This window comes from Prosthecobacter dejongeii, from assembly GCF_014203045.1.
Lineage (GTDB): Bacteria > Verrucomicrobiota > Verrucomicrobiia > Verrucomicrobiales > Verrucomicrobiaceae > Prosthecobacter > Prosthecobacter dejongeii.
Genome location: NZ_JACHIF010000011.1, coordinates 28,394 through 45,160, shown reverse-complemented (window position 1 = coordinate 45,160; position 16,767 = coordinate 28,394). Strand labels below are relative to the sequence as shown.

Sequence of the window (16,767 nt, the reverse complement as noted above, 5' to 3'; positions counted from 1 at the left end):
AGACCGTTAGAATCGGTCACAGTTGCGCTGCGGTATCGGGTCACAATCTCACAACGTGATCGTCAGTGATGACGGTCAGGCGAAGTCAATCTCAGAGCAATCTGGGGTGAAGGCGAGTGAGAAAGGCGTGCGGTCCTGAGTCAGATGAGTCTGAGTTTTCGGAGTCTTTGAGTCATGGAGCCGCCACAAACCCGGAGTCCGAATATCTCGCTGAGAATGCTCACTTCCGCCTTTCCGTCTTGGGAAGGTGAGAAAACTTCATCGCACAATGAAGAGTGAGAGATGTGATCGGCTGGCCTCAGGGTCAGGTGCCCGTCTCTCGCACAAACCCCGTTAGAGACATATAGCACCTATCTATGCACATCAGCCTCATCAAAAGGGCTGCGGTTTTTTGCGCGTCGGCCATGGCCTTCGCGTCCTCCGCAGTTCATGCTCAAGAGTGGACCAGCCTGAAGGTTGGCGAACTGACCAATTTTTCTTTCAGTCATGATCATCTGCCCGATGGACGCTTTTTGTTTGGCACGGTGGGCAAAGTTTTTGTTCAAGATGCCTTTGGTGCTGCGGCTGCCACAGAAGTGGCGAACCCGACGAGCATCCTGCTGGACCCCTCGTTTGTAACGAGTCGCTCTGGAACCCAGGCGTTGGTGGGCGGTGGTGGTTTTTCGGGGCCGTCTGGCGTGTATCTTTTGAATCCCTCTGCCCCTGCGACGCCTCTGGTAACACCAGCTTTAGCAACTTTACAGAATTACAATGCGGTGTTCTGGAAGCACCCAACTTCCGGCCGTGAAGGCTGGATCATCGGTGGCGCAAATGCGGGCTTTTCCAGTAACCTCACGTTTGTTTCGACCGATGGACAATCTGTCGGGGCGGTAACTGGGGCGATCAGCGCTTTTTCTGGTGGCCTAACAACGGATCCTTCTGGAAACGTTTTTGTGAGTCTTGCAGACTTCAATGCTGCGATTAACAACAAGATCGTGAAGTTCACTGCCGCGCAAATGGATGCCGCTGTGGTGGCTGTGCTGGCGGGTGATCCTGCACCCCTCGCGGTAGGTGCCTCTACGCCTGTCTTTGATGCGGATGCTTCCGGCAGTCTGGCTGCAGATTCACTGGGGCGTCTCTGGATTACAGGTTATCAGATTGGCCATATCCAATCTTATGACACGGCTACCGGTGCAACGCGGAGATTCACACCCGACCATCCGGCCCTGGCCAATGCGGCGGGCCCAGCCGCGTACTCGGTGAAGGTCTTTTCCAAAGAAGCGACGGAGTATGTGAGCTACCTGGCGAATGATAGCTATTACACTACCACCTCAGACCTATTGCTGGGCTATCGGCCGACTGCCGAAATGGTGGTGCGTGCGGCACAGGTCACTACGGCTTCTCAGACTGTCTCTGAGGGCGATGCAAGCACGACAACGGTAACGGTGACACTGACTCCTGCCGCGACTGTGGAAGTCACGGTTCCGGTGTCTTTGTCTGGCACGGCGACGTTGACCAGTGACTACACCACGACCGCTCCGGCTGCGCTGGTGTTTGCTGCGGGTGAGACGAGCAGGACCTTCGATATCACGGTGGTGAATGATTCTCTCAAAGGGGAAAATAACGAAACGGTGGTGGTGACCTTGGGCTCACCCACGCCGGTTGCTCAGGCTGGCTTGGGGGCATTAAATTCGGAATTCTTTACGCTGACGATTCAGGACAATGATCCTTTGCCGATCATTGGTTTTGCTCAAGCATCGCGGACGGTCAATGAAGCGGACGGTGCGGTGAATGTGACGGTGAATGTTTCTCCGACGGTGACTCAAACAGTCACGATTCCTTTAATGATTTCAGGAACAGCGACGAGCGGTGAGGACTTCACGACCGTGGGCGAATTGGTGATTGAGCCTGGGGACTTGACCAAGACTTTGACCCTTCAGGTGGTCAATGACACGACGACACTGGAAACGGATGAGACGATTGTCGTCAATTTTGGCAGCCTGCCAGCCAACGAAGTAGGGCTGGGCCTGCCGGGGACACGCCAGTTTACTCTGACAATCCAAGATGATGACAACAGGGCGCGTATTGCTGCGAACCAGGATTTCGGCACGCTGCGTGTGGGCGCATCGTTGAATGTGCCAGTGCTGACCTTTGGTGGCACGGCAGTGAAATGGTCTGCGAAGGGACTGCCTCCTGGGCTGAAAATCAATGCCGATGGAACGATCACGGGATCGCCCACAATTGCGGGTGAGTATGATCAAGTCATCCTCACGGCCACGAATGCTTACGGCGTGAGCACATCGGTCGTGCTGCTGATGAATGTGGAAGCTTTCCCCTCTGGAGCTGTGGGGACTTTCACTGGTCTGGTGGACCGTGTGGGGACGGTGACAGACGGCCTCGGGGCTTCTGTCTCACTCACGACGACGGCTAAAGCAACGTACACAGGCAAAGTGATGATCGGGAAAAAAGCCTATGCCATCAAAGGCAATCTGGATGCCACGACGACTCACCCCAAAGGCTTTGCGGAGCTGAAGATGGGCAACGTCATTCGTCGTCTGGACTTTGTCCTCAATTCTACAACAGGAGCTCTATCGGGGACATTGCCTGAAGGGGCTGATTTGGCCGGGTGGCGGGCTCAATCGTCCACGGAGCGCACGGGCATCTATAACTTCCGTGCAGCTCAGTCTGGAACTCCGGCAGCCAGTTTGCCTCAGGGGGCCAGCTACGGTTGCTTGAAGCTCTCTTCTAAAGCGGTCGCCACTGTCACTGGGGTGCTGGCTGACGGTAGCAAATTCACTAGCAGCAGCCCACTTTCCCTCCAGGGAGATGTGGTCATTTACCAGGCGCTTTACACCACCGTGGGGAGTCTGGCTGGCCGGGTCAATCTGGCAGATAATTTGGCTCATTCCATCACGGGCACGCTGACTTGGAGTAAGCCGGAACAGGCCAAAGGACCGATCTATCAGGACGGTTGGGAATCTCCGCTGACGCTTACGGCGCTGGGCGGTAAGTATCGCCTCGCTGCTGGGGCAACACTGCCGCTGGATGCGCAAGAATCCTCCAGTGAAAACGCGGAGCTGGTGCTGCAAGATGGCGGTATCGAAGCTGTGGGTAGCAGTGCCAACCCTAAAACCTTTGGTGTGCGCATTGTGAGTCTCTCAACCGTGACGATGATTGCCCCGCAGAAGCTGAAGATCGTCAATGCGACGGGTGCTTTCAGCGGTAGCATTACACTTGGGGAAGGGGCTTCTCGAAAAGTTATCCCGATTCAGGGGTTGCTCGTGCCTGATGCCAGCACGGCCAATGCCTTCGACAGTGAGGGCTTCGGTTATTTCCTGCTGCCATCGGCCACACCTGGGGTGACCCGCTCGGGCGCAGTCATTCTATCTGCCTTGACTGACTCATGATCGCAGGCTCGCCACGCATCTCTTTGAAAGCTTCAGTCCTGGCTCTGCTGGTGGCTTTGGCGATGGGTGGGGCGTGGATGGGCTTTTATAAAGGGGGCTCTGCGAGGGATCGCGGGGCTCCTTCTTCTTTGGATACTAAAGCTATTCAACGTGAATTGGCTGATGAAGATCTTGGGTTGAAAAGTTTGTTAGACCGTTTCTTGCATGGTAAGGATGACCGTGCGCTTGATGATCTATTGCCGCGTGGGATTACGGAAATCAGCGGCAGTGGCGGGCATGGACTGGGGCGTCAAGTCCGGTCCCACGGACTCTGGTTTCCGGTCTTTGACCTGTCCCAAATTTCAGACGAAGGCGCGGCGGAATCTGGATTGGTGCAACTGAATCGCGTGCCTTTGATGATCGTGACTCCGCATCCTACGCCCGTGCGAGCCAAGGAATGGTTGTCCCATCGTTTTGCCGCGGTGGGGGGCTTGCCGCCTTATGCCTGGACGGTTCAGATGGAGGCGGAAACTCCTGGATTTTCTTTGGATGCCCAAACGGGTGAGTTTTCAGGCATGGCAGAAAAACCGCTGAATGTGCCCATGAATGTGTATGTGACCGATGCTGAAGGCACTCAGGTCTCTGCTGCCACAATGCTGGTGATCGCTTCGGAGGAGCCTCTGTCGATTGTAACTCAGGAATTGCCGCTGGCCGTGCCGGGGCAACCTTACCAAGCGGCATTGAGCGCAGCAGGCGGTGCCCAGCCCTATACCTGGGGCTTGACCGCTGCTCCAGCGGGATGGGCCTGCGATGCGCAGACGGGGATCATAACAGGGCGCTTTGACCAGCCTGGGGAACATGACGTGGGGGTCACGCTGAGTGATTCGATCACTCAAGTACAGCGCACTTTCAAAGTGGTGGCTGGTGGTGGGTTGGACATTGTCAATCCGTCTCTCTTGCCGCCTGCGGCACCTGGGGTGCAATATACCGGCCAATTTGAGGCTGAAGGTGGAACGGCGCCTTATCGCTGGAGTGTCTTGGCGGGGCAAATTCCGTCTGGGTGGTCACTCACCGAAGGAGGGGTATTGGCGGGGCTTGCACCTGTGGTGGAGGCACGGTTCGAATTTCAAATTCAGGTGGAAGATTCCCTGGGGCTGATCTTTCAAAAGACGTTTCGGATCCCCGTTAGCCAGGGCTTGCTGGTCATCCCTTCTCGTGACAAGGCGGGGTTGGCCTGGCAATACGATGCCATGAGTGCCGCCTTAGGCACGGCAGTGGCGGGCGTCAGTTTGAAGAGAAATGGAGTGGAGATCTATCGCGGCCAAGGAACCAATGTCGTGGACCGCCAACTCATCACGGGTATGGGATATACTTACGAACTCACGGCGGTGACCCCAGATGGGCGCTGGTTGCCTTATGCCGCAGCGGTCACCAAGATTTTGCCGATGACGCGCCAGCGCGGGCAGGAGGGTGTTTCGGGAGATCCCTTTGCAGATCGAGTGGAGCAGTTTTCGCCACTCTCTGCGGGTGGTTTTGGCTCCGGTAGCCTACCAAATAATGTGACTGGGCCGCCTGAAGGGGCTAGCACTTTTTCACCTGCTTACTTGCCTAACCAGTTATTATCTCTCCATGCCAGTTCGGCTGGCGGTGGCAGTATCATTTTGGAGTTTACGGATAACATCATCGAGTCTTCTGCCGGGATGGATTTCACGGTGTTTGAAAATGTCTTCTTTAAAAACAAGGATCCCAATCAGCGTTTCATGGAGCCAGCCACGGTTGAGGTGGCTTTGTTTGAGGGACAATGGCAGCGTTTTCCTTTCCGGGTGAATGTGGCTGCTGATGGAACGGCGGATGTGACTCTTCCATCGTACTACGCTCAAGGATTTGCCGGCGTGAATGCTACGACTGGGGATGACCCCTCCAATCCAACGCGCAGCGGTGGCGATAGTTTCGATGTGAGTGCTTTGGGGCGGCCAGATCTGCAATGGTTTCGCTTCATTCGACTCACAGCCACGGGCGATGCGGCCATGCGGGATGCAGGAGGAAAGGTGGTTCGCCATACCGCAGAAAACAATTCACTCAACGGCAATGGCAGTTCCGGTTTTGATCTGGATGCTGTGAGTGCGGTGAATTATTAGATTGAATCCGTCCTGGTGAGTGATTTGCGCGTTGAGTTTGACCGTGAAGCTTTTGCGCACCTTGGCTCCGCCAACGGCGGTGATGTGGTTTTCCAAATAACGTGTCTAATGAAATGCGGATTCCAGACGAGCTAAAGCTCGTGACTACTTTAGCTTCGCTTGGCTGCTGTCCTTTGTTCTACGCAATTATTTTCCGTTAGGAATTACTTGGGTAGGGGGACCTGGGAGGGGTGCATGAGGTAGGCGATGAGATCGCGGATTTGATCAGGCTGGAAGGCCATGAGGAGGCCTTCGGGCATCATGGAGACGGGGGAGGTATCCTGTTTGGTAATCTCACTTTTCTCGACAGTGGTTTCTTCCGTCATCAGTCGGAGGGTGAGGGTGCGGTCGTTCTGGCGGGCGATGACTCCGCTGAGGACACGGCCGTCTTTGAGGGTGAGCATGCTCATGCGGTAGTCGGCACTGACGACCCCGCTGGGGTCCACGATGTTTTCGAGGAGGTAATCAAGATTGGCCCGGCCGGATCCTGTGAGATCAGGACCTACTTTGCCACCTTCGCCATACATGACGTGGCAGGCGGCACAGATCTGGTACATGGCGCGGCCTTTGCTGAGATCAGCCTTGGCGAGGACGTCTGGACTTAGCTTGGCCTTGAGGTCTTCGATGAGTTTGGTTTTATCTCCTGCGGAGTCACGCAATTCTCCCCAGACTTCAGTGAGCTTTTTGGTTAGACTTTTATCATTGAGACCCCGAATCTGGCGTGCGTGAAACGCGGAGAGCTCGCTGCGGGGGATTTTCCCTGCCCCGACTTGATCGAGAAGCACCTTCGCAAAAGACGGGCGCGATACCAGAGCCGCGATAATGCCTGGGCGATCTTCTTGGCTGAATTTGCGGTAATTGGAAGCCAGTTTTTGTCCAATGGCCGGGTCGTCAAACTGAGCCAGGCCCTTTGCGGCTAACCCGTTCAGTCCGCGCACATCCAGCAGTTTTTCACAGAGGGCGCGGAGATCCGCAGGCCGTGCATCAAGGAGTGTTTTGAGGGCTTCGAGGCGGTTTTCAAGCGGAGCCTGATCATCCAGTGCAAGGGCTTTGACTTCATCCAAGGCACGACCATCTCCAAACAGGGTGGAGAGTTCGCGAATGGCTTTTTCGGAGCCCTGCGGTGGCTGAGAAATAAAGCTATCCCAAGCCTCAGGTTTGGGGGCTTTGCGCCAGCCTTGGAACGCTTCACTCATGCCCTGCAGAATAGCGATCCGGTGCGCATCGGGTTGCTTCGAGGTATTCTTTAAGAGGGCATTGAGAGGAGTGGCATTTTTTTCCAATCGGCTCGCGAGATTCCGGGTGATCCAGCGAGTCGTGTCAGGCCACTGACTGTCTTTGGCCACAGTGACGAGTGCTTGCGGATCACTATTGCCCAAGGGAATGAGGCCGTACCAGACGAGGGAGGGGAGGAATTTATCCTGAGCGTCTTCTTTGTGCTTCACCAGTGCACTGGCCAGGAGAGCACGATGTTGAAGCGGCAGACGTTGAAGAGTGCTGGCGAGAGTCAAACGAACGGCGCTTGATGGCTCTGTCTTGGCTAGGTGAACCAATGATGTGTAGATGGATTCATCAAAGGCTGTGGCGGCGTCAGCTCCTGTAGGACGTTGGCTCTTGAGCGTGTCGAGTGGCCAGTGATCAGTCAGCAAACGGATAGCCCAGGCGCGAACGTATTCGTTTCCGTCTTTCAGGTGAGATAGCAGCATCGCGGGGGTGGTTTGACCTGCTTGATATTGTTTCCAAATGGTTTGCAGTTTGCCCTCGCCGATGAGACAGCGGGGGTAAAGAGCTGGCTGGCGGGCGCTGGGTTTTTCATAGCTGATTTTGAAGATGCGACCGCTGGTGCGGTGGACGCCGGTGGAGTCGTGGCATTCGCCTGTGTCACTCCAATCAAGCAAGTAGCCGCTGCCATCGGGGCCCGTGCTGATTTCGATGCCTCGGAACCATTCGTCTTCGGTCAGGAAGACATCGGGCTCATGCTTGCCGACGTATCCGGAGCCGAGTCTTTCTAATCGCTCCACATTGGCGCGGCGGCCATGCATGTTGAGGGTGAAGAGTTTGTCACGGTACTCGTTAGGCCATTGGTCAGCCTGATAGATCATCATGCCGATGTGGGCATGGCCGCCGCCTAGGTCGTTGGCTTTGCCGTCTCGGCTTTCCTGCCAAGAGCCTGAGGTGTCAAAGTGGTAGTGGTCAGCGATGGTATCAAGCCGCTGATAGACCCCTGGATTCAGGGATGGGGAGGTGTCATGCAGGTGTGCGCCAGGCATGAGATGCCAGAGGTGACCGGTGACGGTATTGATGAAAAACATTTCGCCATTTTTGTCCCAGTCATGGCCCCACGGATTGGTGGTGCCATGGGTGAGGACTTCGACGGTTTTCCGCTGAGGGTGGAAACGCCAGATGCCGCCCTTCATGGGGATGCGCTCAGCCTCTGGGGTGCCAGGGACGCCGAGGCTGGCTGGGCAGGAGTGACCGCAGCGGCCATAAAGCCAGCCATCGGGCCCCCAACGCAGACCATTGGCGAAGTTGTGATAGTTGTCTTTGGCGACGGTGAAACCGTCCAGCATCACCTGTGGGGGGCCATCCGGGATGTCATCGCCATTGGCATCGGGGATGAAGAGGACCTGAGGCGGACACATGAGCCAGGTGCCACCGTGGCCCACTTCCACGCTGGTCAGCATTTGAACGTCGTCGGTGAAGACCTTGCGCGTCTCGGCCACACCGTCGTTGTCCTTATCCTCCAGGATGATCACGCGGTCACGCAGGGCCAGATCGAAGCGCTTGCTTCGCTCGGCATAGGTGTAGTTTTCAGCCACCCACATGCGGCCTTTGCTATCCCAGGCCATGGCGACAGGGTTTTGCACATCGGGTTCTGCGGCAAAGAGGGTGGCTTGAAAACCTACGGGTAGTTTCAGTTTCGCTAAGGCCTGCTGCGGGGTGGGGGGCTGGGCATCACCAGGGTCACTGTTGTAAACCTTGGGGAAATCTGCCAGGAGGGCGCAGGGAAGGGCGAGGAGCAGGGGGATGAAACGCATGAGCGGGGGGGAGACACAAAAAGATGGAAGCGTGTGACAATGCTGACAAGAGGATACGTAGCATGGGGTGTGCTTTCCTTCTTGCTACTGATCGAAGTCTCCGCTGGGATAGTCAAAACCAACTATGAAAATCACTTTCTGTGGGGCGGCGGGAACGACAACGGGATCCAAGCATCTGATCGAGATCAATGGAGCCAGGATTCTCCTGGATTGCGGGCTGTATCAGGGGCGGCGGAAAGAAGCGATGGAAAGGAATGCGGATTTCCCTTTTGATCCGGCCAAAGTGGACTGTGTGGTGCTGTCACATGCGCACATTGATCACGCTGGAAATCTGCCGCATCTTTATAAGAAGGGGTTTACAGGGAACATTTATTCCACACCTGCGACGCGAGACCTCTGCAGCATCATGCTGCCGGATGCGGCGCACATTCATGAGAGTGACATCGCGTGGCTGAATAAGCACCGCAAGCGCGATGATCTGCCATTACTAGTGCCCAACTACACGAAGCTGGATGCGGAGGAATGTCTGCGGCAATTTGTGACCATCGGCTATGGGCGTGCGATGCACATTGCGGATGGGGTGACGATGACCTTCATAGATGCAGGACATATCCTGGGTAGTGCACAGGTGGTGCTGGATCTCGAAGATCATTTAACGAAAAAGAAGTGTCGTCTCCTGTTCAGTGGAGATGTGGGGCGCCCTGGCAACGATCTCCTCAACGGGGCCATGCCGTGTGCGGATGTGGACTACCTCATCATGGAAAGCACGTATGGCGGGCGGCATCATGAAATGGCAGCCAAGACCTCTGAGCACATCTGCCATCTGATCCGTGAGATTCACCGAAGAGGCTCGCACATGATTATCCCGGCTTTTGCCGTGGAAAGAACGCAGCAACTGCTCTACACGCTGGATAAATTGCGTGCGGAGAACTGTTTCCCCCCAGTGCCGGTGTATGTGGACAGCCCACTAGCAGTCAGGGCGACGGAGATCTTTCGCCTGCACATCGAAGACCTCAAGCCGGAGGTGCGTGATGCCGTTTTTATGAGAGATGACCCATTTGGCTTTGAGGGGCTGCGCCTGGTGCGAAGCGTGGATGAGTCGAAGTCTTTGAATCTTTTGAAGGGCCCGGCGGTCATCATCTCGGCTTCAGGCATGGCAGAAAGTGGGCGTATTTTGCACCATCTTCGAAACAATGTGGGCGGCGCGCAGAACATCTTGTTGTTCGTTGGTTATTGTGCTGAAAACACGCTGGGCTGGAAGCTGCGTAGTGGACACCAGAAGGTAAATATTTTGGGTGATGAATTCACGGTAAGAGCGGAGATCGAAACTTTGGATTCTTTCTCCGGTCATGCAGACCATGAGGAGTTGCTGGAATACTTTGACCGTATCTCTGGACCGAAGCGACGTGTGTTCTTGGTGCATGGCGAAAGGGAACGCTCTGAAGTTTTGCGTGAGGCCCTAGCCACTCGTCATCCGGGAGGGAGCGTGGAAGTCGCGAACTTCATGCAGACGGTGGAGCTGTAACAGGCGTGCAAGAGGCCAGACTTGATGATTATCATCATCGAGCCTGGTCGTTAACCCAAGACGAGAGGATTCTTATTTAGGCCCAAACTTGGTGCTGCCCAGAATGCGGAACCGATAAAATGAATCCAAGGGTGAATTCGGGGTGGTGGCAAAGTCTGGCAGCGCAGGATCTGCGGGGTCAATGTAGCGCTCAATGATAGAGGAGCCGCGATTCTCTGCGACGATCCGGTCTTTTCCTTCTTCCCAGGTGGCCCAGGCATCCGCATCATCCCCACGGCTGCGGCTGCGCTGTTGAAGCGATTGCACACGGTAGTGGACTCGATAGGTGTTAGACTTCGTGGTGAGTCGTGGGTACAGCGTGGCATACGGATGTTCGCGGCTATTATCCGCTGTGAGTTTATGCGTTTCCCAGAAGGCAGTCATGTTTTCCAGCGTGGAGTTTTGGGGGACCAGATGCATGGCGCAGATCTCGCTGGGACTGCGGAAGATGTCTCCGGCGTCGAAGCGTTGTTTGAACTGCTTCAAGGTTTCATCCGCATCTATCTCCAGGCGGTAGTTTGTGGCTGAGGTGGAGGATTTATAGACATTGGCCGTGGTGGTGGGAACGGCTAGGACACGCTCACTACGCAGCAGGGCGCGCAGAGCGGTGGTGCGGTCAATGTAAGTGAAGGGAACGATCTGGTGATTGAGATTGATTTTACCGGCCGTTGAAAGCGGCTCAGAGACAGCGTAGGGCTCTACCACGGGCATCCAGAAAAGGTCTAACCAAAGATGATCTGGAGGTGTCTGGCCACCGATGTGGGTGCCGGTAGTGTCTGGGCGGAAGAGCAGGGTGGACCAAGGTTTACCTGCTTTGACTTGGTTAGGCAGAGAGCCAAACATGGCGGGTGAGGGCATTTGGCGATTGGGTGAAAAGAAGGTGGGACCTGTCGTTTCATGTGCCTGATTGGCATCAAAGTAGGGCACGCCGTTGTTATCGCGGTAGTTGTTGCCTTCGTCGGGTTTGTTGATGTAGGGGCCATCTTGAACGGCAGCGGAGCCAGTGTCCCAGTCGCCGCTGGCCTGGGCGAGGGCGATGGCATCAAAAGGCATGTCGGGGCGTTTGTTGCCATTGTAGGGAGCTCCTGCTACATAAGCTCCAGCTTGGTCATCGGCCCCGGCCATGTAGTTGCTACCTGTCGCTTCTTGGAGGGAGTGGGCATTGAATTGACTGGTATTGTCGTAATAACGATGTTTTACCCAGAGGCTGGAAGGGGGCGCGGCCTGAGCGGCGAGCAGGCGATAGTCGCCATGACTGACCTGGACGGTGCGAACGACATCGCTGGGCGTGCCGCTAACAAAATGGATGGGGTTGCCAGAACGTGGTGCGGTGCGGCTCCCCGGGTCTGCGGCAGTGCGGTGGATGCGACCAGCGGCAGCCGCAGGCACCGCAGCGGTGCCGACGAAGCTTGGTGTGCCGGCGAGGGCCCCGTCGCGCGAAAAGGTCCACCAAAATTCGCGGTTGGTCTGCACCGATTGAGTGTCTGTGGTGGAAGGGGGATAGATGGTGCCACTCATGGCTAGGCGGGGCACCGGGAAGGTGCCGCCAGGTAGCTGGATGGTAAGAGTCTGCACGGGTGTCTGACCTGCCAGTGGGTCAAACGCACCTCCAGCCTGTTGCGAATCTGAGAACAGATCCACAGTGATCTCACCACCACTGAACTGCATGGTGCCAGCAGAGGGCACGGTGACGGTGATGGGCACGCTGACAAAAGGGTACGAGTTATTCGCATTGTGGCCTGAATCCGCAGGCATCACTCCACGTGCTGGTAAGCGGCGGCCATTGAGCATGAAACGAGTGCCTGCATGGCCACCCCACATGCGACTGTGGTAACCGCCATTCGATTCGATGCGAAGCACCCCCTCAGCAGGGAAGCCGAGGCTAATGCCGTTTACAGTGAGTGTATTCAGGCCACGAATGCGGATTTGCATGTCGGGGCGCAGGGGGCCCCAGCCTTGGCTAGGGGAGAAGGCCTCTAACAGCAGCATGGCTTCGATGCGGCGTTCCCCAGTCTTCAGCTTCACCGCACTCGCGCCTGAACCTAAAGTGCGATTCGTCGGCTTCGGAGAAGCTTGGCCTTCGTTGTCCTTCGGAATGATGTTGCTTTCGGGCACGGTGAAGTCAGCCGTGGCGATGAAGTGCATGCCCACTTCAGAAAGTGTCATGAAACGGCCAAATCCCTGCGTGGTGCCGATGCGGATAGGGGTGACCTGCCCGTGCCCTGGTTGTGCTCCGGTGCGGTTTGCGCGGCCATTGGTGTATTGGTTGCCCGTGGTTGGGTAAACGTAAGGTTGCGGCTCGATGGTGTCGTCAAATAGATTGGTGCTACGGATGTAGTCGAAGATCTCGGTGAGGATCTGATCCCGATCTTGCCCATACTTGGTTAGAAAGCTGCCGCCGAATCCCGGGATGGGCGCAGATGTGAGGCGCTGCAGGTAGGTGTAGAGCTGTACATTTCGTCCCACATAATCGGCGGTGGCGCTGTCGGCATTGAGCCGATCAAAGATGTAGTTTCGTCCACCGATGCGTGAGCAGAAGGCGATGAGGCGATCATAGGCACTGCGGTGGGTGGCCGCCGGGTTAACACTCACTGGCCAGGCGGCAATGCGGGGCTGATTGAGCAAATTCACCTCGGGTGCACGGCTGTGAGCGGTAAGGAGAAAGCGCGCCTGCTCTAGCTGGGCTGGCGTGATGGGCGAGGCTGCACGGAGATCGTCAAAGATGAGTTCATCCTCATAAGCATAGAGGCGGTCGGCATCTAGAGTCACTGGGGCAGTTGCTAAACTGGTCCCTCCCAGAGAGCCACCGGAACTGATGCGAGTGGAAATTTGTGCAATCTGGCCTCGCGTCAGAGATGGGATAGCTGCGCTAAGATAAGTGGTGGCTGGGTGGCCGGGGTAGCGCTGGTATTCATGCTGAGCGGGTTGGAAATTGGCCAGTGCTTGACGGTCAAATTGGGAGGTGACACGAGGGAGGTCCCAGTAAGATCCTGCCTCAAGCGGGGAGGCTGATGCCCAGGTGTCACCAGCGGCAGTGTTGATGTTGATTTTGTTAGTCTCATCATCTGTCCAAAAGGCGACACGACCCACAATAGGGTTCGCCTGGGTGGGGGCATCTGGCGTGCCGGGCTCCCAACTCACGGTGGCGCCTTCACCATCGGGTCCTGCTGGTGTGGACTGGGTCGGCGAGGTGAGACGGCCATCCCGCAGGACATAGAGCCAGCGCACAGGCATGGGCGCAGCATTGATTCCTGCGGCAGGACTGGCTCCCGTGTTAGCCAGTGGTGGAGTGGTGAGCCTGAGACCCACCGGTGGTTGAGCGGCGGGATCTGCGGGGGGCGTGGTGGCAGGGGGCTGGAAGATGGGGTAGCGAAGCTGACCTGTGAGGGTAGTAACCGGACGATTCAGATCATTGTAGAGAGCCGCATTGTCAGCCCAACCTTCGGGCACATCCGCTCCAGGCGCGAAGTTTCCTGCTCCGGGGGCCCAGACTAGATTTTGGGCGGAGTAGAGCTTGTAATATTTCAGGGGAGCCGCAGAAGCTTTGCCATCGGCTGTGCCATACGTGCGAATCATGCCGGGTTGGCTAGCCCAGGCGATCTCGCCCCCCTGCGAAGTAGCTTCCCGAATTTGTCCAGTGACGAGAGCATTGACGGTATCAATTAACTCGCGACCACGACTGGTGGCTGCGGAGCGAGTCGCCACCTGAGATTCTGTGCTGACGGTGGAGAGGAATGCGACGATGAGACCTGTGAGTAAGGCCAGGAAAACGATGACGAGCACCAAGGCCACGCCGCTGCGGGGTGTGTGGAGGTGAGTTTTCATGAGAGGAAAAGTGAGGGGGGGAGGAGTTTGAAAGCCGCGCGTTGGAAATTATTCGCGGCTCCATTTGGCCGACTTGAGGCTGACTTCAGTGGTGAAGACTCGGGGGTTCAGACGCTGTGCCCTCAGTGTTTCAAGCAGGGTCTTGAGGTCTGCTTTTCTTGAAAGAGGATCAGCATTTTGAAAGAGTCCTGAAAGCCCAAAGTCTGGAGGTGTGGGATCACGACCGATGCGCTCCGCTGAAGCATCGTCAATCGCCACCATGGTCACCTCCACGATGGGCGGGAGCTGGTGCAGGCTATTGAGCTCTTTGCGCACTCCGGCCTGGCCTGCAGTCAGGGTATCATACTCATAGTTAGGCGCTAATGCGCTGCCATCTGCATCAATGGAGGGATCTCCGGCAGGCCCCTGGGAAGGGAGTTTGGGTAGGAAAGTGATGGCTACGATGTTTCGGGCAATGATGTGAGCATCAGGATGGTTCGTCACATCTGGGGGCCAGCGGCCCGCGCCAGGACGAATGAGGTTTTCAGACCGCTGCTTGAACTCATAAAGGCGGAACCCGTAGGTGGGCACCGTGGGTAGGAAGTCTGGTCTTTCGGTGTCTTCCCCGTAGGTGATGTAGTAACCGGTAAGATTTAGCAGATGATGCAGAGCTGTATTGGCCGGTGCTCCCGATTCGCCTAGTGGGGCATAAAAAAAGAGCGCGTGACCGGGGGCCTGGGCTGCGGGCTGCTCTAGCAAAGTTGCTGCTGGACCAGACCGCAAACGTAACTCTGAGTGACGTCCATAACGGTCTGGCTGAAAGGTGGCAGAGTTCGTTGCATCGCGTCTGGCCCCTGTGCTGTCATAGTAGTCGAGATAAGTGTTTAAAGTGGCTTGTGCCAGATTTCGTGAGATGGTTTCGAAGGCATCTCGGGCTTGTTGAAACTGGCTGACTTTGCCCCGAGTGCTGCGCCATATATTGGCTGTACGATCTGTCAATGTGGCGAAAATGAGCATGAGAATGGTCACCACAGCCATGCTTACTAGCAATTCGACCAGGGTGAAGCCTGTGCTTCTATGGCTTTGGCCTAACTGAGTATTAGGATGATGGTGTGGGCTCATAGACTTTTAGCCACATGGCCGGTGAAAGTGGAAAACTTCAGGGATGTCATGCTGGAGTCTAAAGTGCCTTCAGGAGGATCTGCGGGGCCTGTGGATGGGCCTGCAATCGGCAGCTCTTGACCTTCAGGATTCAGTGCCACCTGCACGATGACGGTAGCGAGATGAGGTTGTGGGGTGCCTCCAGCCTCCGTGGGAATGGAGGTGGTATTTTGCACCCGAGTCAGGGCGTGATAGATGGCTCCTGCTTCACTTGTTAATTCAGTGCCTTCGTCGTCAAAGTAGCGCCATGGCTTCGTAGCGGGTGCAGCGGTGAGGACTTGGTAGTCTGTCTGCGCAGCTTCATACAACAATCGCTGGCCGATCTGTGAAGTGACCGTGGTATTGAGAGCATCGCGAAAATTCGTTAAACCTGCTGGAATCAGGCCGATCATGAGGGTGATCGTGGAAGCTGCGATGCCGATGGCGACGACGACTTCAACCAATGAGAATCCGAGACGTGACCTGGGGGGGAGGGACGTTTTCATGGGGAGATAGGGGCTGAGGGGTATGGCTTCTGGCCTTTTTCGAAAGAAAGCTAAATATTAGCCTAACAAAAAGTGTATTATTGTTGGGTTTGTCTTTTCCCGCGTCGTGTGCGGCACGCTGGATTACAGTGACGCGGGGCTATGCTGAGCTCAAATCAGGGCCGGTAACTGCGGATGGTGCCGCGCGCCGGTTTGATCTGAACGGTGACGTAGTTAGGCGGTGGTGATTCTTTGACGGATCGAGGATACATCGTCAAAAACCACTGCTGTTGGCTATCTAAGTCCGTGCTACCATCTGGTAGGAAACGAATGCGAAAAGCGCTGTAATCTGTGCCACCATCTGACAGGGGAATTTGCTCATCCCCTGTCTTCCAGTCATTTTTCAGACGGGAATCTGAGATCAGGGTGGAGAGGCTGCTATCTTCACTGATGTGGATAGCCTCGGGCAGGCGGCGTGCTTCGCGCAAGGGTTTCGCTGTAGCATTGTCCTCGTCGAATATGAAGGCTTGTAGAGCATTCACCCCTTGGTCCTCACCAAAGGAGTTTGGGACGTTGGGACGGTAAAGCCGAACTTCCACCACACGATCTTTAGCGATGGCTGTATGGCGGGCTAACCGGAGTTCATCCATAACGGTTTCACCGGCCGAGGTGATCTGATTCGCCACCACCACATCCTGAGCCACATTGGCGGCTAAGGTTAGGAGAATGGTAGAGATGGAAACAACGACGAGAACTTCAATCAGGGTAAAACCAGATCGCCGCTGGCGGGCGTTGTTTAAAGACAGCCTGTGGAGCGAAGCTTCTGTCTCGCTCCTGAGCCGTGAAGGCGGGGAAAATTCACCCGGGGTAGAAGCGGAAATCACTCTTTGGCTGGTGGGATGAGTCGCTCTCATGTATTACTTTGTAAATACACGGACAAATTTGCTCAATATAAAAATGATTTTTGATTGTCTTTTTATGACTTTGTGCGGTTAACAAGAAAGATTTTTCTTATTGAGGCGTGTCATCGGGCTTTACAGCTTCGGTTGCACGGGAAATGGGTTTTGAAAAAGCCAATCTTGTTTTACAAATCTAGTTAGGGGGACGGTGAGACTTGGAGAAAAGTGTTTTTCAGTCGGGACGGTGTCACCATCTTCTCTGGAGGTGGGCGCAGTCTGAGTGCAGCCTGCGTTA

Annotated in this window: 8 protein-coding genes; 3 read left to right on the top strand and 5 right to left on the bottom strand. The window is 55.8% G+C overall.

Going from position 1 to position 16,767, the window contains the following annotated elements:
- Positions 1-404 precede the first annotated feature (404 nt).
- Positions 405-3,386: a Calx-beta domain-containing protein gene (locus HNQ64_RS20670; protein WP_184212308.1), complete on the top strand. Its 2,982-nt coding sequence runs from the start codon at positions 405-407 to the stop codon at positions 3,384-3,386.
- Positions 3,383-5,503, top strand: coding sequence for a putative Ig domain-containing protein (locus HNQ64_RS20665; RefSeq protein ID WP_221305520.1), 2,121 nt, complete (start codon positions 3,383-3,385; stop codon positions 5,501-5,503). The genes HNQ64_RS20670 and HNQ64_RS20665 overlap by 4 nt, the downstream gene beginning before the upstream one ends.
- Positions 5,504-5,706: 203 nt before the next feature.
- Here HNQ64_RS20665 and HNQ64_RS20660 read toward each other — a convergent pair whose 3' ends face one another.
- Positions 5,707-8,580 (bottom strand): PVC-type heme-binding CxxCH protein, encoded by a 2,874-nt coding sequence (locus HNQ64_RS20660; RefSeq protein ID WP_184212304.1) that lies wholly within the window; start codon positions 8,578-8,580, stop codon positions 5,707-5,709.
- A gap of 124 nt (positions 8,581-8,704) precedes the next feature.
- Between HNQ64_RS20660 and HNQ64_RS20655 the strand changes: the two genes are divergently transcribed.
- Entirely contained in the window at positions 8,705-10,105 is a 1,401-nt protein-coding gene (locus tag HNQ64_RS20655; protein WP_184212302.1) for an MBL fold metallo-hydrolase RNA specificity domain-containing protein, read from the top strand.
- A gap of 72 nt (positions 10,106-10,177) precedes the next feature.
- Here HNQ64_RS20655 and vccA read toward each other — a convergent pair whose 3' ends face one another.
- The 4 genes from vccA to vccD all read right to left on the bottom strand — a co-directional run bounded on the left by vccA (position 10,178) and on the right by vccD (position 16,487).
- A complete protein-coding gene (gene vccA, locus HNQ64_RS20650; protein WP_184212300.1) occupies positions 10,178-13,969 on the bottom strand; it encodes a Verru_Chthon cassette protein A in 3,792 nt (1,263 codons plus the stop codon).
- 48 nt (positions 13,970-14,017) lie between these two features.
- Positions 14,018-15,070 (bottom strand): Verru_Chthon cassette protein C, encoded by a 1,053-nt coding sequence (vccC, locus tag HNQ64_RS20645; protein ID WP_184212298.1) that lies wholly within the window; start codon positions 15,068-15,070, stop codon positions 14,018-14,020.
- Positions 15,067-15,594 (bottom strand): Verru_Chthon cassette protein B, encoded by a 528-nt coding sequence (gene vccB, locus HNQ64_RS20640; RefSeq protein ID WP_184212296.1) that lies wholly within the window; start codon positions 15,592-15,594, stop codon positions 15,067-15,069. The genes vccC and vccB overlap by 4 nt, the downstream gene beginning before the upstream one ends.
- Before the next feature lie 155 nt (positions 15,595-15,749).
- On the bottom strand, positions 15,750-16,487 hold the full coding sequence (gene vccD / locus HNQ64_RS20635; RefSeq protein WP_184212294.1) for a Verru_Chthon cassette protein D: 738 nt from the start codon (positions 16,485-16,487) through the stop codon (positions 15,750-15,752).
- Between the last annotated feature and the right edge of the window lie 280 nt (positions 16,488-16,767).

Excerpts from the sequence above, each read along its gene's own strand:
- HNQ64_RS20660 (WP_184212304.1), bottom strand. The coding sequence starts at position 8,580 with ATGCGTTTCATCCCCCTGCTCCTCGCCCTTCCCTGCGCCCTCCTGGCA.
- HNQ64_RS20670 (WP_184212308.1), top strand. The coding sequence starts at position 405 with ATGGCCTTCGCGTCCTCCGCAGTTCATGCTCAAGAGTGGACCAGCCTG.
- HNQ64_RS20665 (WP_221305520.1), top strand. The coding sequence starts at position 3,383 with ATGATCGCAGGCTCGCCACGCATCTCTTTGAAAGCTTCAGTCCTGGCT.
- vccC (WP_184212298.1), bottom strand. The coding sequence starts at position 15,070 with ATGAGCCCACACCATCATCCTAATACTCAGTTAGGCCAAAGCCATAGA.
- vccA (WP_184212300.1), bottom strand. The coding sequence starts at position 13,969 with ATGAAAACTCACCTCCACACACCCCGCAGCGGCGTGGCCTTGGTGCTC.
- vccD (WP_184212294.1), bottom strand. The coding sequence starts at position 16,487 with ATGAGAGCGACTCATCCCACCAGCCAAAGAGTGATTTCCGCTTCTACC.
- HNQ64_RS20655 (WP_184212302.1), top strand. The coding sequence starts at position 8,705 with ATGAAAATCACTTTCTGTGGGGCGGCGGGAACGACAACGGGATCCAAG.
- vccB (WP_184212296.1), bottom strand. The coding sequence starts at position 15,594 with ATGAAAACGTCCCTCCCCCCCAGGTCACGTCTCGGATTCTCATTGGTT.